The following is a 21,294-nucleotide window of genomic DNA, read 5'->3' as shown; positions in this document are numbered from 1 at the left end:
CAACGCGATCTCCACGGTCTTTTGAATAAGCATGTCGAGCAGGTTCACATCTTTCAAGCGAAGCTTGCGAAACTTCGTTAGTGAACTAGGATTAATGACTTCGTCCTCAGGCGCCATATCTAAAAAGTACTTAAAGGACATGTCATATTTAGAACGTTCCACAACATCCACATCGGATACATCGAAGATGGATTTCAGTAATAAATATTTGAACATTCGAATAGGTGGCACTGCATTGCGACCGTTTTGGAGGCAATATTTATGCTGTAATTCTTCATGAACAAATGAAAAATCTACGAGATCATTTATTTGACGAAGCATATTATCCTTAGGCACGACGATATCGTATATGGCCATAAATGGACTAAGGTTAAGAGATTGTTGGTTTGAAATCATCCGAGACACCACCTGAAATTAATAATTTAATTATATAGGAAAACAGGATACCCTTCCTCGTAAAAATCGAGGAAGGGTATCCTGTTTATAAGATATAGACTTTTTCAGTGGCCTCGTATTAATCGAAGATCTTTTTTTTAATAATAGCTCAATAACAATTAGTTTTCTTCGTTCTCCGTACGAGCAATTTCCTCGTAAATAGCTGTTACTCGATCCCACTCCGCATCATCTTCGATGCCAACCAGGAAGGTTTCCTCGTTCTCTTCATCCATACGGAAAATAACGCCGTCAGCCTCTGGATCGTTACGATCAAGCAGTACTGCGTACACTTTTTCTTCGGATTCAAACGTATACACCATGACCATTTCGCGATCCTGGCCCTCGTCGTCAGTTACGATAAAAACATGCTCTTCATGCTCGTGGTCTTCTCCACATCCGCAATCTTCGTTATGTTGATGCTCGCTCATGATATTACCTCATTTCAATAAAGTATCCAGACCATCATATCCTAACACGACAGTCTATATAAGGTCAAACAAAACGCCTCTCTAAATCGAGAGGCGTTTATCTTGCTACAAGGAGGAAATAAGTTTCTCTGATACAACAATCCAGTCATCCGTCGCTTTCGTTTTTATAAAAAAACGAATCGGATATTTGCCGGTAGATTCGAATTTGTATTCGACATCCTCCGTCGCGTACCAAAAGTTATCACTTGTTGGATTGACGTTGCCTGTTTGAATTACTTTCTCTTTGCCGCTCGGATCGAAGATCGATACCTTTACTGCTACAATATCCGTCTTTAAATTATCAATTTGGGCAAACACCTTGAAGCTGCCTTGGAAGCCCTTATTTACATTTCCGAACACAGCGTTATTCCGGAATAGAAACATATGAACATTCGGCTTATATAATGTTGCTCGTTTGCTCTGATTATCCCATTCCACTATAGCTTGCAGCGATGTGGCTAATTGTCGTAGCGGCAAATAGGTTTTACCATCGACGACTAATCCGCCATCGTCCTGGTCTATGCCATTAATTATAACTCGCACCTTCTGAGATGCAGAATCCGCGAACAGCAACGTGCCGCCCCATAGCGACAGCAGTAGAGATAGAATAATCACTTTTTTTAGTTTCATTACACGATAACCCTCCATCCGCTTATCTGGATGTTAGGTTATACTCCATTGATGCTGTAAAGTTGCGCACTGCTATCATTTTTTTTACAATTCTGACGGATCATTTCATAAGTCTTTATGTGTCAAATGATGTTGAATCATGCGCTTGCCTGGGAAATAAATAATTACCCCAAAGTTCTTGTCAGCACACAAGGAACACCTTTCCCTACCGAGCCAGGCCGCCTCATACGAGCTAAATAATTCATACCTCTAGCACAAGGGGTCTTGCATACCGCGCATGTATCAGATAGTACAAGCTTATAATGATATTGCTTCCTGTCACTTGGCAGTCTTTTTTTCTTTATTACTTTACCTTTTCCTTTGCTCATCCTTTATCCCTCCATCGTACGTACCGCTATTGCATTGTATGTAAGGGAGGGCAAATGTGTATCTGCAATTGTCAATCCTACTTAATATTTGGTACATTAACTATGTGAATAATAAGGAGGCCTATTATGGATATTCGAATGATCGGTACCGGCAGCGCCTTTGCCAAAAAATATGATAACAATAATGCACTAATTGAAACTAACGGTATCAAGCTGCTAGTAGATTGCGGAATAACATTGCCAAAAGCACTGCATCAAATGGGGCTCTCGTTTCCGGATCTCGATGCGGTACTTATTAGTCATATACACGGCGATCATGTTGGAGGGTTGGAAGAGTATGCTTTTCAAATGATGTTCAAATACAATCGTAAGCCTGTTTTATATATCGCGGAGCAACTTATTCAGCCGCTTTGGGAGAATACGCTGCGCGGAGGATTAACACAAGGTCCGCTCAATAAGCTGGACGATTTTTTTGACGTTCGTCCGCTTGAGGTGAATAAAGAGATTGAACTATTCCCTGGATTAACTGTAGAATTGCTGCCCACCATACATATTCCTAACAAACCGAGTTTTTCGTTTCTGTTTAACCGACGTTTTTTCTACTCCGCGGATATGTGTTTTGACAGCAAGCTGCTCTCGAGACTTATTGAAAAAGGGATTGAAACGATCTATCATGATTGCCAGATTGAGTCGCCTGGCGTCGTGCATGCCAGCTTAGAGGAGCTGCTTACGCTGCCGGAATCCATTCAACGAAAAGTTTGGTTAATGCATTACGGAGATGCTATAGAGCAATACAATGGAAAAACGGGCAAAATGCGAATTGTCGAGCAGCATAAGCGTTACGAGGTGTAAGGAATGCAAACAAAAAGCGCCAGCATTTTATAATGAGGCGCTTTTTGCTATTTTATTAATCTGACTAATTAAATTCGTATTTCTCCTAGAATATTGGAAGCTGGTCTAAATTATTCGTTGGGTCGCCGTCTGCATCACCGCGGATGTAGGTCTCTCCATCTCTGCCTTTAAATGCGTTCACTCCGGCAATATGACCCGCCTCAACCTCTTGTAGCGCTGTTTCATAGTCCAACACGCGTCCACTTGATGTTTTGAAGGCTGTCAAGTCGCCATCTCCATTTTTCTGAACCGCAACAATCTGCTCTCTAGAATCCTGTCCTCCTGATAAGTCACTCATTTACAGCTTACTCCTTTCGATTACTGCGAATTTTTGACCAATTTATATGATGCCCCTATCGCATACGATATTATTCCTAAATCATTCACAAAAAAAACAGTGAAGTACTTCTTGATCTGAGCCGATAAAAGTAACAGGAGGTGTCTCATGGATATAGCAGCATTATCAATCGTAAAGAGTCAGGCAAGCTTAGCACAGGCGGTAAGCATTAAAGTTCTTGATATGGCCCAAGATCAAGCCAAACAACAAGGACTCGATCTTGCGAAAATGTTAAGTGGAGCTCAGCCTCATTTAGGTCAAAGCATCGATATTAGCGTGTAAAACGAGCGCCCCTCACAGCTCGTGCTATGGGGGGCGCTCATCACTTTTATGCAATTAAATACAATATTCAAAAAAACTAACAAAAAACTAATAACTATTTGGTTATTTTCTAACAACAATGCTATATCCTTTTATTAACAATTGTTAAATGGAGGTATAGTCATGTACAACTGTTCTTGTACACAACAAATCGAAGAAATGAGAGCAGAAATGGTTCGTATTTTTGAGACATGCAATAATTTTTCCGATAATGCTATTATAAAAATTAGTCAAGAATTGGATTTATTGCTCACAGAGTATGCTTATTGTAAATTAAATAATCGCCATTCTCATGAGGACCGACTCTAGCAATCAAAGCTTTATCAATAATGCTGCGATAGATAATCTCTTAATCATCTTCCCATACTTCATCCATCAAGTCCTTCATCGTTTTCTCCCGAGCTTTGGTCTGTTCTGTATCCGTTACCCATACTGAATGAATGAAATGGACACAATCTCCGACCTTTACGTGTTCGTCTACTTCATCTCTACTGAAATCCTTTGCTTCGCCATTTATTTCGATCACAACATACTGCGCCTCAAATCGATCAACGATACCTTTCATTCCAACGTCTCCCTCCTATTTTTCGCAAGCAACCCCGTCGCCGTCACGATCAAGCTTCGAACTATAACCCGGATCACCTTTGTGTATTGGAGCTTTTCCTGCTTCTTTTACAGCGGTGCAGCTTGCAAATAAAGCAGAGTTCTCAATTGGCTTATCAGATGAATGTGCTGGTTCATCTGATAGTTTATCTGCTGCTATAACCGACTTATTTTGTGTTACGTTCAGCTTTTCCCCATCAGATGTAAAAATGATATTTCCCTGGGTATCATTCCGATAAATCTCAATTTTTTTATCCGATAGTCGTTTTAAAATATCACTCGTAGGATGACCGTAATTATTATGTCCCACTTGGATAACCGCATATTTAGGATTTACAGCATTCAGAAATTTAGTTGATGTTGAAGAATTAGACCCATGATGACCAACAAGCAATACATCAGCATTTATGTTCACACCGGTTTTCATAATATCAGCTTCACTCGCAGCCTCCGCATCCCCCATAAGAAGGAATGAGGTATTTCCGTATGTAAGCTTAATAACAGCACTCATATCATTGGTATCGTCGTAAGTCGATGCTGGCGCAATCATTTGAACAGTGGTATTTTCTTCCCAATCAAGCGTTAATCCAGCCTTAGCCGTATTTACCTTCAAGCTTTTCAATTTAATTGCCGTCAAAACATCCTCGTAGGTCTTCGTGTTAGAAGCCACTTTAGGCATATATATTTTGCCGATATCAAAGCTATTTATAACAGCATCAAGACCACCAATGTGGTCTGCATCGGGATGTGTGCCAACCAGTATATCGATTTTGTTTATATTTTGCTGCTTAATGTACGAGACAATACGTTCTTCCTCACTGTTGTTTCCAGCGTCAATGAGAATCGTTTTGCCTGATGGTCCAATGATAAGCTGTGAAGCGCCCTGACCAACGTCGATAAAATGAACTTTAACCATATCGGTTTCCTTAGTTGTAGAAGTTTCCGTAATTGTGTTGTCTTGCGTAGCCAAATAGAAAAGTATTGCTGCAATCACTATAATTAATGCGAAAATTGATAACGGACGTTTCATTCAAGCTGCCTCACTTTGCCTTATATTCTAAGCTGTAAAAAACATATGGAGCGATTATTATTCTGACAAGGGATTGTAAGTCTTCTAACGGCTAACAAGCTATAAGCGAGAGAATAACGCTTACAGCTTGAAACTAGCCAATCATGTTTCACTGTCCGTGACGATTTTTAGAGAAGCATCAAACTCGCTCCCTATCGTTCCATCTGACTCAATGAGACGTTTGAGCGCACCAAGCTTATTTTCCCAATAACGTTCGTAATAGGAAAGCCATTGCTTTAGTTGAAGAAGCGGCTCCGGATCAAGCCGATACCGCGTCTCTCGTCCAACCTTTCGCTCCTGAACTAGTCCTGCTTCCGCTAGCACGCGCAAATGTTTAGAAACCGCAGTCCGACTCATCGGAAAATGTCCGCTAATCACGTTTACGGGCATCTCCTGATCAATCAATAATTTTAACAAGCTCCTGCGGGTAGGATCGGCAATTGCTTGAAACACGTCATGCTTCGGCTCTGCCTCGGCTTTATTTGCCTTCGACATAAGCACCTAAAGTCTTCCGAATATTTATCCAGCCTTCGGACATTCTGTCACGAACAAGAGCGTGTGCTTGTCCAAACTCTGTAACTTTATCAGCATCCCAGCCTCCATGAATTAGAGTGAACTCCGTCTTTCCGTCCAGCTCCTTCAATTCGAAGGTCAGCGTCCAGTCCTTGCCCCATTCAAAAGTCAGTCGGTTTGGCGGATCAAGCTCTGTTACTTTGCATGGGGTCTGGCCGAACGGTCCAGCCTCTAAGTGAAACTCGTAGCCAAGCTCTGGCTGAAAATCATTCGGCATAAACCAAGCAGCAATACCCTCCGATGTAGCTACCGCATTCCATACTTTCTTAATTGGCGCATTCAACTCCAGCGTTTGGCGGATGTCCGGCAGCGTATTCTTTGTGTAATTGTTCTCCAATTATATCCCTCCGTTAATCATTTTTCGATTTGACCTCATCATTTTGTCGAAAGTGATGTGTATCCTGAATAGAAACCTTTTGGTTTCGAATAATTCTATTATAGGAAACCTAATGGTTTCATGTCAATTGCAATAATTGATCATTAGGTAACCAGTTTTGAATATCTACTGTTCTCCTAGAATAGGACTTCAAGATTATTATAATATCGCACAAATATAAGCTTCTCTATGCAGCAGCGGCAAATGCTCAAATCTTCCTCTCTTTCTATTAAATGAGCGTGTATCTATAACAACTGATTGATCTATTACATATCATATAAAGATTCTAATAGAGAAGGAGTTGTTCATATGCCAGGACCAGGATCAAAAGGTAATCGGAGCGGAGGGTCACGAGGTAATCGCAGTGAGGGCTCGCGGGGTAACCGCAGTGGAGGGTCGCAAGGTAATCGCAGTGGTGGCTCGCCGGGCAACCGCAGCGGGGGCTCGCCGGGCAACCGCAGCGGGGGCTCGCCGGGCAACCGCAGCGGGGGCTCACAAGGTAACCGTAATGGTGGTTGGTGGGGTACCCTTTGCTAAATAAAGCAATACTAAAGAAATGATCAGCAGGTTGTCGATACTTATTCGACAGCCTTCACTACAAACAACGTATACGAAAGCTAATCTTGAAACACAATAAGATGTATTGCCAAACAAAACCAAAAGGATAGACCTCGTAGAACATCGGTAAATATTGGCATGCAAATAAGGAGGTACTTTTTACCTCCCTACTCTCTTCCGCCACCCCACCTAGACCTATTGATTTACTTGCGAGGGAACAGATAAGGAACCAATCCCATGGCAATAACGCGATGCCCCCGATCATTGGGGTGGATTGGCAGTGATCCGCTCAGCGCATCTTCAACTTTACCTCTTCGATATCCATAAATAAGATCTTCTTGTTTTCCTCTAAACCAAGTATAAACGGGTGCGATAGTGACATCGTAGCTTTTGGCGACCTCTTTCGTCGTATTGTTTAATAATTCTATTGATTCTACCGCAAGAGGGCTGTTAGGAAATGGGTTATACTGTGTACAGCAAATGATCCGTGCAAGGCTTACTCTTTTTATGTGAGTGAGAATTGCATGTAAATTTCTACTGTAGTTGTTAACACTTTGTGTTGCAGTTAATGGTTGCTGATTTTTAAGCGATTTCTGAGCCGCATTCAATAAATCTACTCCTCCGATCCAAACAGAAACAACATCAGAATGACTAATCAACGAGGACCCATGCCATACCGTTGCCTCTAATAGCTCATAACTGCTCCAACCAGGACGGGCCAATACGTATCCAGTAACCCTTCGGGTACGGGAGTGTGAATTTATAGTAGAAACGGCTAATTGGGGATACGCCTTGGCGTAAGAGGAAGCATTTTCTCCGAATGTAATGGAATCTCCAAGAGCTGAATAGATCAAAAAATATCACCACCCTACTCTTAATCATTCGTACAACGCAAAAAAACAAGCTAAAACTAGAAGTTAACCATCTATTTTATATATTCTCAAGTTCATCCTAAAGCTATAATATTGCAATCATGTTCAGGTTGTGTGGACATAAACAACTAATATTTCAAACCTTTACCAACTGTAAAGGAGTACGATCCCATCTATCAAAATGATCTTATGAACCACTACGGACTAGTGATTCGCAAGCAATAAGAAGAAACGACTTCGTCGTCCTTGTCTAAGGACGTTCTACTTTCCTATATTTTAAAAAAAGCCTTGCTAGACAAGGCTTTCATGATGTTCCCATTTTCCATCTTGTAGGTAATGGCTTCAGCACCTCCAAGAAAGATTCACATGATTAAGTCGATGATTTCACAAAGCTTTTCTCGAATAAACTCATTTACAAAAGGTCCGGGATGAATGGGGTCATCAAATAGAAATTCATAATCCAACAATCCCGTTACTACACAATCTCGGAAATATTGTTCAAAATCGACAAACCCACAACCATACCTCGCTGCAAACGCCTTAACCGCTCCAAAATATTCGTCATAACCAATCGTAGAAGATGCCCCACCTTCAAAGGTTATGACCTTATCCCCTGGGGTCGTGAACAAGAGTACATCCATCTTCCTTATCCCTTCGCGATTGTGGTGATGGTTCAATTTGTCCAGCAAGTTAGCTAAATTTGCAGTAAACGTATCAATCGGAGTCTGCCTTAAATATTCATTCACGATTGGAGCTTGAATGATCGTCAGCGCTGGCGTGAACGGGACATAACGCAGCAGCTCGTCTATGTGAGCATAAGCAGGATCATTGTAGCTCGGTGTTCCGTCTCCTAGCCACTGCCCTACCGTGTGTCCGCCCATGGAAAAATTACGAACATCGTTTCCGTCGAAGATAATTCCTCTAAATCCAATGACAGGTACACCGCAACAAAACTCAGGATGTTCAAATGCAACAGCATCTTGGTTCACTCCCGCATACTCGAAACAAAGATTGCCGAGCTGCTTCTGTCCATAATCGATACAGTACACGACTTCCTCATTGCCATCCGGGTTAAACGTATCGATAACGACACTTGATTCCAAAACCATGATTTCATTTCGAATAGTTGCCCGGTGTTCCCCATTTTCTATTTTTGTAATCTTCGGATAGCCGGCAGCTTGAGGATACAAGACGCCTGCCGTATTTCCTTTCTTCATGGTTCCATGATCATAGACAAACCCACCATCGATACCCTTCTCCTGAAAATAAACCTCTAGCATCGCTCCGCATCTACCAGTCAATACGCCAATATACACTTTACTAGCATGAGCGAGCATCTCCACCTGACACAAAGCACTCCCACTATTATCCGGAGCTAAGATCAGCAGCTTTTCACTAAACTTGTTATTAAACGCAAGATAGCCCAGATTAGCCGAAGTCTGTCGATCGTCATGACGGGGCGCATAATAGCCTGCCGCAGCTACAGAAGCAGTCACTTCAACTTCTATTTCTTTATATATACCGCTCACCGGATTAAGTAGAGCTGCTTGATTTCCTCTTCCAGGCAAAATTGCTTTCGGATAAAAATCGTACTTTCGAATGATATGCTCCCTTAATCCAGCGTAAAATCCCTTACTATAGGGAACGGCCATATGCGATGAATACACAGGGAAAATAACGTCATACCCTGTCGATCCTTGCCCCCATCCATGGCTGTCCCCGAGCATTAATACTTCTAAATCTGAAGTGACATGCCCTCTGCGTCTAGCTGTTAATATCGGATAATTATCAGCCTTAAGATTTATCGCATAATTCGCGAGAAACTTCAATAAGTCTGCCCTCATTTGTATCCCCCGCAATTGTTAGTATTTTTTACGCACCCAAGGAATTTATGAAAAGTCATAGGATTCGGTACGTTTTTAGCGTGCTGAATCAGCTACAAAAGTATTTCTAAGCGTACCGATTCCTTCGATCGTCGCTTCCACAACGTCATTTGGCTTAAGCCAAACTTGTGGCTTCCTGCCCATCCCAACACCTGGCGGAGTGCCGGTACTAATGATATCGCCGGGTTGAAGAGTAATGGTATTCGAGAGGAATGAAACGAGATGCGGAATATCGAAGATTAGCTCGTTCGTATTCGAGTTCTGCATCATTTGCCCGTTCAGTGTAAGTGAAATACTTAGTTCGCCCGGGTTGTCGATTTCATCTGCGGTTACGATCCAAGGCCCGACTGGCGCAAAGCCATCTATGGCCTTGCCTCGTGTCCACTGAGGCTCATTCAGCTGAATATCTCGCGCACTCACATCATTTAACACGGTATAGCCAAATACATAGTCCATCGCTGAATCCCTGGATACCCTTTTCGCCGTTTTGCCAATGACGACTGCAAGCTCAACCTCGTAATCACACTGAGACACTTCGTGTGGAATTACGACTTCAGCCTCGTGACCGACTAGACAGTTGTTGTATTTAGGAAACAATACGGGAACTTTGGGGACCTGCATATTCGACTCGATGACATGGTCGTGATAATTAAGTCCGATACAGATGATTTTCTCTGGATCCGTCAAAGGCGATAACAGCTGAACGTCACCCAAAGGGTGTACAGCTCCATTCTCCAACAGAGCTGCCAGCTCCTCAGACTTCCGTTCGGACCCAGCCAAATGACGAATCACGTCACGCGTACTGCCAGATACATTCAATACCTGTACATCACTGTCTCCTTTTAATATACCGACATGCGGTTTACAATTCACATCTTTTTTAAGGTAAAATTGCAATAATTTCATAATCGCTATCCCTCCTGCTGATCATTTACACGCAATAATATTTTCGCAACCTTTCCTGGTCCTGCAATCAGCTTCTCGAAGCTGGACCCACCTTCACTCAAGGATGCTGTTTCGGTCCATTGCAGCAGATTGACCCGTCCTTGCCCAATCCATTTCATAGCGGTTTCAAAGTCTTCTTGTGAATAAGCAAAAGCGCCCTTCACCCAGGTTTCACTACGAATCATATCGTTAACTGGCAGCTTGCTTTCTGCTTCGTGCAAGCCTGTGAATATAACTCTTCCACCTGGCCGAGCAGCCTTGATACTCAAACTTCTAGTGATCTCTGCTCCTACGGCATCGATCACAGTATCAAAACTACCTTCAACACCAGCTTCCAGTTGATCCAGGCCAGTAACTGGAATACCTCCCAGCTCTCTGGCGATCTCAAGTCGCGATTCATTCAAATCGATAATGACAATGTCTCGAACACCATATACCTGAGCCGCCTGCAAAGCAAACAACCCAATTGGTCCCGCCCCGTACACAAGTAGTCGATCAGTTGGTTTCAGCTCTAACAGACGACAGATATGAACAGCGCATGCAAATGGCTCTGCAAAGGCTCCCTCATCCATCGTTACATGTTCGGGCAGCTGATACACATTTCTAGCAGGGACAGCAACGTATTCGGCAAACGCTCCCGGTCGATGCGCTCCAAGTAATGACCTCGTACCGCATAGCTGCGATTGTCCATTTCGGCAGTATCTGCATGAGCCGCAGGTTACGAGTGGATTAGCGGTAACTCGGTCCCCCTGTTTAAAAGTAAGTACCTGATTCCCAAGTTGTTCGATCACTCCAGCGAATTCATGTCCCATAATAAGCGGCGGCTTGCGAAGGGAGTTATGGCCAAGGTAACCGCCAAGCTCCGATCCGCAAATCCCAGCCCGCTCCACTCGTATAAGCACCTCATCCGGCTGCAGATCTGGAGCGGGAACTTCTCTCATGTTCATGATGCGTGGACCTTCATAAACTAATGCTTTCATCGGATAACTCCTCCTTCACACAATTGAGTCATTTCAATTTACCCGGTATCGGTTAAGCACTGCTTCATCGATGTCAATGCCAAGACCCGGACGGTCAAGAGGTACAGTAACGTATCCATCTTTGAATTCCACTTCCCTGCTGACTAGATCACGAGCTAATGGCGATTCCGAAACCGTATGCTCGATCATGAAGCCATTAGGGATCGCTGCGGCAAAATGTGTACTAGCAGCAACCAAAATGCCAGTCTTGAAAGCATGCGGCACAACTTTCTTATGACGATCATAGGCCAAATAGGCAATTCTTTTCCCTTCGGTCAATCCTCCGACTCTCGCCAGATCAGGCTGGATAATATCTAAATGTCCTTCATCGAGCAACCGCTGGAATGCAAGCCTTCCACTTTCTTGCTCCCCTCCAGCAATGGAAATTTTCGTCCGATCGGCCAACTCGCGATAGCCAGCAATATCATTTGAATGAACAGGCTCTTCCAACCAGTACACACCATATTTCTCATAAATATCGGCCATTCGCAGCGCGCCCTTCAAATCCCAAGCCAGCCCCGCATCAATCATAATATCAATGTCATCACCCACCGTTTCACGTATGGCTTTAACCTGCGCCTCGTCAAACTTCGGATCCTGTCCAATCGGGCCCCAGCCAAACTTCATCGCTTTATATCCAAGCTTCGCATACTGCTCCGCCATACGGGCTGCTTCTACAATCGTATCCGGCATCAGCGCGCTGGCGTATGCCTTAAGCTTTCGATTAAATACACCGCCCATCATCTCGCAAACGGGACGGTTCATGGCTTTCCCAAGAATGTCCCACAATGCGATATCAACACCACTAATCGCATGCAGCGCAGGACCGGAGCGGCCAAAATAAATCGTCCCCCGATACATTTTGTCCCACAACCGTTCGATTTCAATTGGATTTTCACCGATCAACAATTGACGAAGACCAACGGCAATCGAGTGGGAAGCCGGAGCATCAACGACAGCTTTAGCTACTAATGGCGATGAGTCAACCTCTCCTACTCCAACGATTCCTTCATCTGTATGGATGCGAATAACAAGTGTATCCTGCGTTCCATCACATTGTGCGGCATCTAGGTTCGGTATTTTTAAATAAATGGCTTCAACTTCTGTAATCTTCATGTTCTCATCTCCGATTCCTTATTTATGTTCAACGTAGCTAACAAATCCTCACGCAAAGGTGTAAAGGTTTCAAGCACTAGTGAATCCTCTAGGGCCAGTATGGAATGTGGGACATTGCTTGGAACTAAAACCTGTTCTCCTGCGACTGCCACAATTTCCACTTTGTTATCCAGCACCATTTTTATTTTGCCTTTAACGACATATCCGAGCTGCTCATGCGGATGAGCGTGCTCTGGTCCAAAACCGCCTTGTTTAAACTCAACCAGCATGCTCATAAGCTGGGTCCCAGGCGGAAATATTTTACGACGAATTTGCAATGATATCTGCTGCCATTCCCCTTGCAACATTTGATCCAGCACTCCTTAAAATGTAATAGACAAACCACCATCAACCGGAATAATTGCTCCTTGAATATATGACGAGGCGTCGGATGCCAAAAAAGCAATTACTTCAGCTACCTCATTAACGGTACCGGGCCTCGCTTGCGGAATTTTTCTATGCTCTACGTAAAATTGCTTAAACCATTCTGTCTCCAGCTCATTTTCCCCACCTACGACAGATAGTAATGTATCAATAAAGCCTGGAGCCACACCATTGACCCGAATGCCATGAGGAGAAAGCTCTAATGCTGTACAACGTGTCAATTGATCGAGTGCGCCCTTTGCAGCATTGTAATGGCTGGACTGATTAAGCGCACGATAGCCATTAATCGAGGAAACATTAACGATTGAACCGCTTATTTCTCGCTTAATCATCGCTTCTGCCGCATATTTCGAGCACCAATAGGCTCCATTCACTATCGTATCGAATACTGCACGCCATCTCTCAGTCGTTTCACTTAAAAAATCACTTTCATAAAACATCGCTGCATTATTAATCATCACATCAACACGACCGGTATGCTCAATAGTACGATCAATTAAGTTTCTGACGGCTTTTTCGTCACTGATATCGGTTCGAACGAATAGCGGCTTGCCCCCTATTTCTTTCAGCTCGATTAATGCACGCGCTCCATTTTCCTCATCACGGCTTGCAATAACAACATTTGCACCTTCAGTCGCGAAAAGCTTGGCAGTTGCAAATCCAATTCCCGTTGCTCCACCTGTCACGATAACCGTTCGGTCTGTGAAACGATTCATGAAAAGTCCCCCTTATTTGAATGCTTTAGGGCAATAACGATCCCGTAATATTGCGTGGATAAGCTTTAGCTCTAATAAAACCTTCCGCGTAGCGTACACCACTCTGAATTCCTCGAAAACGGGCAATGATCTCAATCATTTCCATTGCATTTGAACCATATTGATCCTTCAGCCAATCGCCAACCTGACTCTCATGCTTAGCAAGCATCTTTTGCTTCATTTCGAAAGTTTCTGTAATATCCACGTATTCTTCGGGTTGAAAACCAAGTCCTGCTACGCTTTCAATAAAATAAACGATTGGGATTTTACCAAGTGGAGGGCTAGCCGTCACGATATTAGGAACGGTTGTCATTATGGCAACATCATTGGAAACTTGACCGGTTATCGTATGGTCAGGATTATACAAATCATCCGGCCAATGTGTGAGTACGACCTCTGCCTTACTGATACGCATCGCCTCAATGAAAGACATCCTTGTCTCCTCTGTATCAAATAAAAACTCATCACGGTAGCCTATCCAAATCAATTCCGCCCCAATGACTTCAGCAGCTGCAATCGCTTCCATTCGGCGAATCTCTGCAATCTCTTCTTTGGGAAGTGTAGGCGAGCCTACCTCTCCGTTCGTGACAACGGCAATCGTCACTTTGTCGCCACGCATAGCGTATTTTGCAAGCGTACCCCCACACCAGATTTCAGCATCATCAGGGTGCGCGCATATAGCTAGTACATTCATTGGAATATTCCTCCTATTTAACGGTTTATGGCTATCATACTTTTCCCTTTTTAAATTGTCAACAATCAATCGATAACAATCATTTGTGTACAGATTTATTTTGTTCTATAATGAACTTATGGGTTTAATAACCTAGTCAAGTAAGGAGGATAAATATGGAAACCTTTCATTTCAAAAGCCAAGAAAATCTATCTCTACGCCAGCGTGTAATGAATGATATACGAAATGCAATTATTAAAGGACATCTCAAGCCCGGCGATAAGCTCAAGGAACTGGATATTTCCCAGCAAATGTCCATTAGCAGAGGACCTATTCGGGAGGCATTACGGGATTTGGAGGCATTGGGTCTCGTCGTTAGCTCTCCTTATCGGGAAACTACGGTAGCAGATGTTAGGAAGGAAGAAGTCGTAGATTTATTGATTCCTGTTCGACTTCAGCTGGAATTGTTCTCTTTAAAGCATAATTCAACAAAGCGAGACAAACCTTTCTTTGATCACCTTCAAGGCATTGTGGAGAACATGAAGAAATCAGCAGATAACGGTGACATATTCACATTAGTTGAGGAAGACATTCGATTCCATGAGCATATACTCTCTCTGGACAATTCTTCATACACCATGCAAATATGGTCCGGCATAGTGAATAGACTTCGTATGCACTTTATCAAGAACACCAGCAAGTTCACAGATTTACAGAAGGTTGTCGAAGATCACGTTGCCTTGCTGAATGCGCTTCAGAATGGCTCAACTAATACAATCGAAGCGCTTTGGACCGGGCATATCCAGGATGAGGATTGCCTCCTTTGTTTTAATGACGAAGCTGATCAAACCAGTGAATAAGATGTCAAACACACTTACCTCGCAACTTCAGCGACTCGGCCATTGCTATGCTACCCTTACCAGTGAAAATGGAGGACAGCTAGTTATTATAGAAAAGGGAGCACGGGCTTTGGAGCTGATAACCGCAGTAGAGAATGATTCTGCGTTTTGGCGAGATCCAAGCTCCCTTTGTACCGAAGACAGCTGGAATTTGGGCGGTGACCGCACTTGGGTTAGCCCAGAGTTAGAATTTTTCATCAATGGATCCGGTAGCTACCATGTTCCAGCTCAGTTGGATCCAGGAAACTGGAAGCTAACAAAGACATCTTCGTCTCAAGCAACTGCCAGCATGACTTGTGATCTGCAACACTCTACCTCGTCCAAGGTGATAAACATACAACTCGAAAAGCGCTTTACACTTTTGCCGAATCCGTTGCCTATGAATATGTCTTCTTTATTTCCAGACAGCTCGAACATTTCATATATTGGATATGAAGTCCTTACCGATATGAATCTGACTCCAGTTAATCTCAATTCGACACTTGTGGACGGAAGCCCTATATCTGATGGCTTTTGCAATCTATGGAGTATCATGCAGGTACCGCCCGGAGGTAGTATTCTAGCTCCAACATATGGTTCTGTACGTCCTTTGACGATGTTCTCGCAGGCGGAGCATGTCGAAATGAAGTTACTCCCCAATGGGCTACAGTTACCATGCGAAGGACAAAAAAGCTTTAAGCTTTCCATCGATGCTCTATCTTCAACCGGTAGATTCGGATATTTACGCCATATAAACGAAAAGAAAAGCAGTCTTATCGTTCGGCAATTCAGTGTATTTCCTTCCGGAATTTATCCGGACTATCCCCCTAACCAACGGGATTATCTAGGTTCCTGCATGCAGTTCTATTTCGACGGGGGACAGTTGGGACATTTTGCAGAGCTAGAGTATCACTCACCCGCATTAAGTATAGATACCCCTGGCCGGACAGTTGACACTTCACAGGTATTTTATTTTGTAGGGTGTACAGCAACCATTAATGCTATAGCTGGAGTTATGCTTGGCGTTCAGCCTGAGGAAAATTCGTTAAAATGATCATGTAAGTTCCGCCGTAATGACAAAAGGACTGCCTGTAGTCGATACAAATCGACGATAGACAATCCCTTTGTCATGCAAGTTAGTCATTACTTTTTCAAGTTATCGTATCCAGCTTGATAAATAGCGGCGATTTCTTCAGCCCCAAGTGTATTTATTTTTTTGACATAATCATCGAATTGATCTAGATTGGCTTCTCCCGTTACAAATTTAACAAACATTTCGTCTCGATAAGTGTTCAAATCTCCGAATATATTATTGATTCTTAACGCATCCACAGCATTCGGGATTGGAGGTTGGAAGGGAGAATAAGTTTTTGCCGCGATGTCATTCGCAACCTTGAGACTCCAGTTTTTCCGTTCAACATTTTCATTCAAATACTTGGCTTCGAATAACGCTTCATGCTGCTCTCGCTTATCGATTCTTGGAGCATAATCACTCCCGAAAAATTTATTTGGATCGATGGCTTCCAATACATCTGGAACACGAGCAGGTTTTCCGTTAACCATATTATAAGTGATACCTTCTATGCCATAAATGCCAGTTGTTGCTCCTTCTCCAGCCATAATATAGTCAAGTAACCGGATGGCGGCAATCGGGTCTTTCGTTTTTGTCGTAATTCCATAGGAACGCCATACTACAGCCTTAGGTTCCGATGGATAGGTGACGCCATAGCCCGAGTCTTCAAAGTTGATCGGCATCCAGACGGAGCCAGGTATGTTTTCCTGCGTCGTTTGCTCAGGGTCGTTATGGCCAATGAATGCTGTTAAATCATCGCGAGCGCGTATGCCTAACCGATCCGAGTACATCCTCTCCAACACGATGGAATTATCAGCAGTTTGGAAATCCTTCGGAATCAGTCCCTCCTTGTATGCTGTATTCATCCATTCCAAGTATGCCTTATAAGCCGGTAAGGTGAATTCATAGGTGACTTTGCCATCACGTACGGACCACCCTGAACCTGAAACAAGAGATAATCCAAACATCATGCCAATCTGTCTGTAATTACCAAGGCTATGCGTCATAATGCCAAATTCGTCCTTTTTATTGTTGCCATTTGGATCATCGTTGACAAAAACTTTGGCTGCTTTCAACAAATCATCCGGTGTCTTCACCTCTGGGAGACCGAGCTTATCCAGCCAATCCTTGCGAATCATAACTGCTTTTGTTCTTAAATCAGAATCAGTGAGGTGGCCAAGTGCGACGATACTGCCATCGGGCAGTGTTAGAGCTTGTTTATACTCGGGATTTTCTTCTAGCATTCTCTTTAGGTTCGGTGCATACTTGTCGATCAGATCGTTCATTGGCATTAAAATGCCATCCTCGTAATATTTGACCAAATGGGAACCATCCGCACTGCCCTCAATCGCAATGATATCCGGAAGATCGGTTTGACTGGCCAAACGTAACTGCATAACTTCTGTGTATTCCATGAACGGAGCGACATCCCATTTAATATGAATTCCAGTCTCTTCTTCGAAACGTTCCCAAATAATCGATTTGTTAGTAAGGAAGCTCTTCCCCGCATCCTCGGTATCCCGTCCCATCCAGACCAACTCAAGAGGTTCTTTTACAATAGGCAGCGTGTATTCGCCTTCTTCATATTTGCTGTCCACGACCGGCGTACTCGTCGAGACTATAGGATTGGTAGTTGCTTCAGGCTTTGAATCCTTGCTGCAAGCAAGCGCAACAATCATCAGCAATGCAATCAAGCCAGCAACATAAACACTCTTTCTGACCATATTTTATCCCCCTCAAAATAACTTAACTTTACGGTTGAATGCAACTCCGCAATAGCAAATCTATTATCATGATTTAATTGCGCCGATCATGACGCCTTTGGCAAAATACTTTTGGAAGAAAGGATATGCGAATAAGATTGGCACCATCGTAACGACGATCGAGCCATATTTTAACCGCTGTGTGATGCCGAGAACGGCCGCGCCATCCTGGACGATGGCAGGATCATTAAGAGAGTCGCTGGAGAAATTAGTCATCCCTATAATGAGCAATCGGCGAAGGTAGAGCGATAAGGGAAGATAATCTGCGTTTTTCAAATAAATGAGAGCGTTAAAGAATGAATTCCAATGGCTTACTCCGTAATACAAAGCCATAACGGCAATGATTGGCTTAGATAGCGGAAATGCTATTTTGGTAAAAATGTAAATATCATTAGCCCCGTCAATTTTGGCTGCTTCAGATAGCTCATCCGGGATATTAGCTGATAGAAATTCTCTTGCCATAATCAGATTAAAAACAGCAACCGCACCAGGCAGCACCATTGCCCAGCGGGTATCATACAATCCCAGCCAATTAATGAGCAGGAAGCTGGGGATCATCCCTCCTCCAAAAAACATCGTGACCGCAATAATAAACATGACTGGAGAGCGAAGAGAATAATATTTTCGCGACAAGGCATATGCGGCAGATAGCGTTAGCAGCAGATTAATGAAGGTACCGACAAAGGTATACCAGAGTGTATTGTAATAAGCTTTGAAGATCTGTCCATCGGAAAAAATATCTTTGTAACCTTCTAAAGTAAAACCTATTGGAAGAAGAAATATCTCTTTGCGCAAAATCGCTTGATAATCACTGAAAGAACTGGCCAATATGAATAACATAGGATAAGCGGTAACGAATGCAAGAATCGCTAAAAAAACGATATTGCTGTAATCGAAAATTTTTTCGCCTACACTTTTACGTATGTGCATATGCATACTCCCTTCTTTATGAATGGTATGACTGGGTACATCAATCGCATATTTTCACCAAAGTGACACACTAGACACTTTCTTGCTAATATAGTTGACTGCAACTATTAAGGCGAAATTGATGACATTGTTAAAAAAACCGATTGCCGTGCCAAAACTGAATTCCCCTCCCAGTATCGACTTCCGATAAACATAAGTAGAAATCACATCGGATACTTCGTAAATGCCTGGATTGTACATCAATAATATTTTTTCATAGCCCACATTCATAATGCCGCCTACATTCAAGATGAACAAAATGACGATCGTTGGCGCAATGGCCGGGAGGGATACATGCCACACTTGTTTAAAACGGCTTGCCCCGTCAATTTGAGCAGCTTCATATAATTCCGGAGACACTCCTGTAAGAGCCGCTAGGTAGATGATAGAGGCCCACCCAAACCCTTGCCAAATATCGGAGATGATATATAAAGGGCGGAACCACTCGCTAGTTTGCATAAAAGCAATCGGCCCCATGCCTAATTGACCTAACAGGACATTGAAAATTCCGTTTTCAGGTGACAGAAGGATATGCAGCATCCCGACTACAATGACGACAGAAACAAAATGAGGGAAATAGCTTATGGTTTGAATGGTATTGCGAAACCACTTAACCCTAACTTCATTAAGGAGCAATGCGAAAATAATCGGAACAGGAAATGCAAAGATTAAGGCCAGCAAACTAAGAAGGACAGTGTTTTTAATTAGCCGCCAAAAGAAAATAGATTCAAAAAAAGCTTCAAAATGCTTGAGTCCTACCCACGGACTTTCCAGAATCCCCTTCATGAAGGAATAATCTTTAAAGGCGATCGTTAAACCGTACATGGGAACATAGCTAAAAATAATGAAAAAAATGATCGTAGGAAGAACCAGAAGATGTAAGTACTTATCGCGAATGAGTGCAGTAAGGAACTTGTTTCTTGTCGAGCGCGGCTTTCTGCGTATATTGGTTTTAATGGACATAAATTACACCTTCCCTCAATAAAACTTTTTGATTAAATTAATTGATTGGATTTAAGCCATGGGATGGTCAGCATGCAAACTAGGATTTTTCGATTTGTATGATAAATCTCGATGAAATGTACAATTGTCTTTATAAAATGAAGGGGATTTCGGCATTAGCTGCCCTCAGATAATACTTTTCTTCTTTATATTCGATCTATGCTCACTTCTCGTTCCTAATATGCAAAGCGTCATACCATTACTTGATTTTTACAGAGGGCAAAGACGGATTTGGACGAATTTTGTCATGAGTTTAGCTTACATTTGAACTCATACTTTAGTATAATTTCACTATCATCAAGGAAATCAGGTGAGGAAATTAGTGGGAATATTTAAAATTTGGGGATACCGTACCATCAAAACTGCAATCGGAGTCAGTATTTCGGTTCTTATCGCCCACTCACTTGGGCTCGAATATTATTCAGCTGCCGGCATCCTGACACTTCTATGCATTCAGAAATCGCGAAGACAGTCCATAAACTCAGCATTAAGTAGATTTTACGCTTGTATGCTCGGCCTCTTTTTTTCCAGCGTACTGTTCGAGTTGCTGGGCTATATGCCCTACAGCTTGCTTGTGCTACTGCTGTTGCTTATCCCGTTATGCGTCGCGCTGCACATTCAGGTGGGCATTTCCAGCAGCTCTGTTATTATGATGCATGTATATATGCACGGGCAGATGGAAGCAGCATTCTATCTTAATGAATTTCTGGTTGTAATTATTGGGCTAGGCACTGCGCTACTTGTCAACTGGTATATGCCGAGTATCGATAAGCAGCTCGATGCCTTAAAACAACAAAGCAGCCAATTGATTGCAAAAATTCTTAACGAATACGCAAACTATCTACTAGATGACTTTACTTTGTGGGATGGCAAGGAATTGCTGACGCTCTCTGATTTGCTTCGTAAATCAATAGGGATGGCGCAGCTCGATTCGGAAAACAATAAAAAGCAAACAAAAAACAATTACATGATCTTTTTTGAGAATAAACAGAAGCAATTGGATCTATTGGAACGTATGCTGGAATCTATTTCGCAAATCACTTCCCAGACAGGGCAAGGAGTAAGGTTAGGGGAGTTCCTTCTTAAATTAAGCAACGAATTCTGTGATTCACAACAGGGTAAACAGCTTTATGAGGAATTACTACGCATTCGTGAATATCACAAACAGTTGCCGTTGCCGCTTGACCGTAGCGAATTCGAAAACCGAGCACATTTGTTTGTAGTCGGCAATAATCTGGAGCGGTTTGTCAATACTATGTAATAGCTGCACGTATAGTTTAAGCTATCAAGATCTAG

27 protein-coding genes are annotated in these 21,294 nt (G+C 42.9%); 7 read left to right on the top strand and 20 right to left on the bottom strand.

Features of this window, described 5'->3' with window-relative positions; all coding sequences use genetic code 11:
• From AC0YN7_RS03055 to AC0YN7_RS03040, 4 genes are all read right to left on the bottom strand, one after another.
• Window positions 1-396: transposase (locus AC0YN7_RS03055; protein ID WP_475808460.1), on the bottom strand; the 396-nt coding region annotated here is incomplete at its 3' end.
• Between the two features lie 158 nt (window positions 397-554).
• Entirely contained in the window at window positions 555-863 is a 309-nt protein-coding gene (locus tag AC0YN7_RS03050) for a DUF1292 domain-containing protein (RefSeq protein ID WP_475808459.1), read from the bottom strand.
• A gap of 105 nt (window positions 864-968) precedes the next feature.
• Window positions 969-1,532 carry a stalk domain-containing protein gene (locus AC0YN7_RS03045; protein WP_475808458.1) on the bottom strand — a complete coding sequence of 188 codons (564 nt, stop codon included), beginning with the start codon at window positions 1,530-1,532 and terminating at the stop codon, window positions 969-971.
• 164 nt (window positions 1,533-1,696) lie between these two features.
• Window positions 1,697-1,900: a hypothetical protein gene (locus tag AC0YN7_RS03040; protein ID WP_475808457.1), complete on the bottom strand. Its 204-nt coding sequence runs from the start codon at window positions 1,898-1,900 to the stop codon at window positions 1,697-1,699.
• Between the two features lie 126 nt (window positions 1,901-2,026).
• Here AC0YN7_RS03040 and AC0YN7_RS03035 point away from each other — a divergent pair, with 126 nt between their 5' ends.
• Entirely contained in the window at window positions 2,027-2,752 is a 726-nt protein-coding gene (locus AC0YN7_RS03035) for an MBL fold metallo-hydrolase (protein ID WP_475808456.1), read from the top strand.
• A gap of 85 nt (window positions 2,753-2,837) precedes the next feature.
• Here the strand turns inward: AC0YN7_RS03035 and AC0YN7_RS03030 are convergent, their stop codons facing one another.
• On the bottom strand, window positions 2,838-3,089 hold the full coding sequence (locus tag AC0YN7_RS03030) for a DUF3892 domain-containing protein (RefSeq protein WP_475808455.1): 252 nt from the start codon (window positions 3,087-3,089) through the stop codon (window positions 2,838-2,840).
• 147 nt (window positions 3,090-3,236) lie between these two features.
• Here AC0YN7_RS03030 and AC0YN7_RS03025 point away from each other — a divergent pair, with 147 nt between their 5' ends.
• Complete coding sequence (locus AC0YN7_RS03025) at window positions 3,237-3,410, top strand: YjfB family protein (RefSeq protein ID WP_475808454.1); 174 nt, start codon at window positions 3,237-3,239, stop codon at window positions 3,408-3,410.
• Window positions 3,411-3,572: 162 nt separating this feature from the next.
• A complete protein-coding gene (locus AC0YN7_RS03020; RefSeq protein WP_475808453.1) occupies window positions 3,573-3,758 on the top strand; it encodes an aspartyl-phosphate phosphatase Spo0E family protein in 186 nt (61 codons plus the stop codon).
• A gap of 40 nt (window positions 3,759-3,798) precedes the next feature.
• On the opposite strand, the gene AC0YN7_RS03015 is transcribed toward AC0YN7_RS03020, so the two are convergent.
• The 4 genes from AC0YN7_RS03015 to AC0YN7_RS03000 all read right to left on the bottom strand — a co-directional run bounded on the left by AC0YN7_RS03015 (window position 3,799) and on the right by AC0YN7_RS03000 (window position 6,031).
• Window positions 3,799-4,014 (bottom strand): DUF3006 domain-containing protein, encoded by a 216-nt coding sequence (locus AC0YN7_RS03015; RefSeq protein ID WP_475808452.1) that lies wholly within the window; start codon window positions 4,012-4,014, stop codon window positions 3,799-3,801.
• A gap of 15 nt (window positions 4,015-4,029) precedes the next feature.
• A complete protein-coding gene (locus AC0YN7_RS03010) occupies window positions 4,030-5,082 on the bottom strand; it encodes an MBL fold metallo-hydrolase (RefSeq protein ID WP_475808451.1) in 1,053 nt (350 codons plus the stop codon).
• A gap of 141 nt (window positions 5,083-5,223) precedes the next feature.
• Window positions 5,224-5,616, bottom strand: a complete 393-nt coding sequence (locus tag AC0YN7_RS03005; protein ID WP_475808490.1) for an ArsR/SmtB family transcription factor — start codon at window positions 5,614-5,616, stop codon at window positions 5,224-5,226.
• A complete protein-coding gene (locus AC0YN7_RS03000; RefSeq protein ID WP_475808450.1) occupies window positions 5,600-6,031 on the bottom strand; it encodes an SRPBCC family protein in 432 nt (143 codons plus the stop codon). The genes AC0YN7_RS03005 and AC0YN7_RS03000 overlap by 17 nt, the downstream gene beginning before the upstream one ends.
• A gap of 348 nt (window positions 6,032-6,379) precedes the next feature.
• Here AC0YN7_RS03000 and AC0YN7_RS02995 point away from each other — a divergent pair, with 348 nt between their 5' ends.
• Complete coding sequence (locus AC0YN7_RS02995; RefSeq protein WP_475808449.1) at window positions 6,380-6,607, top strand: hypothetical protein; 228 nt, start codon at window positions 6,380-6,382, stop codon at window positions 6,605-6,607.
• A gap of 224 nt (window positions 6,608-6,831) precedes the next feature.
• On the opposite strand, the gene AC0YN7_RS02990 is transcribed toward AC0YN7_RS02995, so the two are convergent.
• The 8 genes from AC0YN7_RS02990 to AC0YN7_RS02955 all read right to left on the bottom strand — a co-directional run bounded on the left by AC0YN7_RS02990 (window position 6,832) and on the right by AC0YN7_RS02955 (window position 14,335).
• A complete protein-coding gene (locus tag AC0YN7_RS02990; RefSeq protein WP_475808448.1) occupies window positions 6,832-7,482 on the bottom strand; it encodes an SGNH/GDSL hydrolase family protein in 651 nt (216 codons plus the stop codon).
• A 380-nt stretch (window positions 7,483-7,862) separates the two neighbouring features.
• On the bottom strand, window positions 7,863-9,344 hold the full coding sequence (locus tag AC0YN7_RS02985) for an SGNH/GDSL hydrolase family protein (protein WP_475808447.1): 1,482 nt from the start codon (window positions 9,342-9,344) through the stop codon (window positions 7,863-7,865).
• A gap of 75 nt (window positions 9,345-9,419) precedes the next feature.
• Complete coding sequence (locus tag AC0YN7_RS02980) at window positions 9,420-10,289, bottom strand: fumarylacetoacetate hydrolase family protein (protein ID WP_475808446.1); 870 nt, start codon at window positions 10,287-10,289, stop codon at window positions 9,420-9,422.
• Window positions 10,290-10,294: 5 nt separating this feature from the next.
• Window positions 10,295-11,308, bottom strand: coding sequence for a zinc-dependent alcohol dehydrogenase (locus AC0YN7_RS02975; RefSeq protein ID WP_475808445.1), 1,014 nt, complete (start codon window positions 11,306-11,308; stop codon window positions 10,295-10,297).
• Window positions 11,309-11,341: 33 nt separating this feature from the next.
• Window positions 11,342-12,463 (bottom strand): mandelate racemase/muconate lactonizing enzyme family protein, encoded by a 1,122-nt coding sequence (locus AC0YN7_RS02970; RefSeq protein ID WP_475808444.1) that lies wholly within the window; start codon window positions 12,461-12,463, stop codon window positions 11,342-11,344.
• Entirely contained in the window at window positions 12,460-12,810 is a 351-nt protein-coding gene (locus tag AC0YN7_RS02965) for a cupin domain-containing protein (RefSeq protein ID WP_475808443.1), read from the bottom strand. Before AC0YN7_RS02965 ends, AC0YN7_RS02970 begins: the two co-directional genes overlap by 4 nt.
• Before the next feature lie 15 nt (window positions 12,811-12,825).
• Window positions 12,826-13,602, bottom strand: a complete 777-nt coding sequence (locus AC0YN7_RS02960; protein ID WP_475808442.1) for an SDR family NAD(P)-dependent oxidoreductase — start codon at window positions 13,600-13,602, stop codon at window positions 12,826-12,828.
• A gap of 25 nt (window positions 13,603-13,627) precedes the next feature.
• Entirely contained in the window at window positions 13,628-14,335 is a 708-nt protein-coding gene (locus tag AC0YN7_RS02955) for a PIG-L deacetylase family protein (RefSeq protein ID WP_475808441.1), read from the bottom strand.
• A 155-nt stretch (window positions 14,336-14,490) separates the two neighbouring features.
• On the opposite strand from AC0YN7_RS02955, the gene AC0YN7_RS02950 reads away from it, so the two are divergent.
• A complete protein-coding gene (locus AC0YN7_RS02950) occupies window positions 14,491-15,174 on the top strand; it encodes a GntR family transcriptional regulator (RefSeq protein ID WP_475808440.1) in 684 nt (227 codons plus the stop codon).
• Between the two features lie 109 nt (window positions 15,175-15,283).
• Window positions 15,284-16,246, top strand: coding sequence for a DUF6786 family protein (locus AC0YN7_RS02945; protein WP_475808439.1), 963 nt, complete (start codon window positions 15,284-15,286; stop codon window positions 16,244-16,246).
• A gap of 89 nt (window positions 16,247-16,335) precedes the next feature.
• Here the strand turns inward: AC0YN7_RS02945 and AC0YN7_RS02940 are convergent, their stop codons facing one another.
• From AC0YN7_RS02940 to AC0YN7_RS02930, 3 genes are all read right to left on the bottom strand, one after another.
• A complete protein-coding gene (locus AC0YN7_RS02940; protein WP_475808438.1) occupies window positions 16,336-17,988 on the bottom strand; it encodes an extracellular solute-binding protein in 1,653 nt (550 codons plus the stop codon).
• Window positions 17,989-18,054: 66 nt separating this feature from the next.
• Window positions 18,055-18,957 carry a carbohydrate ABC transporter permease gene (locus AC0YN7_RS02935; RefSeq protein WP_475808437.1) on the bottom strand — a complete coding sequence of 301 codons (903 nt, stop codon included), beginning with the start codon at window positions 18,955-18,957 and terminating at the stop codon, window positions 18,055-18,057.
• A gap of 54 nt (window positions 18,958-19,011) precedes the next feature.
• Window positions 19,012-19,959, bottom strand: coding sequence for an ABC transporter permease (locus AC0YN7_RS02930; RefSeq protein WP_475808436.1), 948 nt, complete (start codon window positions 19,957-19,959; stop codon window positions 19,012-19,014).
• 361 nt (window positions 19,960-20,320) lie between these two features.
• Between AC0YN7_RS02930 and AC0YN7_RS02925 the strand changes: the two genes are divergently transcribed.
• Window positions 20,321-21,259, top strand: coding sequence for an aromatic acid exporter family protein (locus AC0YN7_RS02925; protein WP_475808435.1), 939 nt, complete (start codon window positions 20,321-20,323; stop codon window positions 21,257-21,259).
• The last annotated feature ends 35 nt before the right edge of the window (window positions 21,260-21,294 follow it).

This window comes from Paenibacillus sp. J31R122, assembly GCF_056269185.1.
This window is presented reverse-complemented; position numbering and strand designations above follow the sequence as displayed.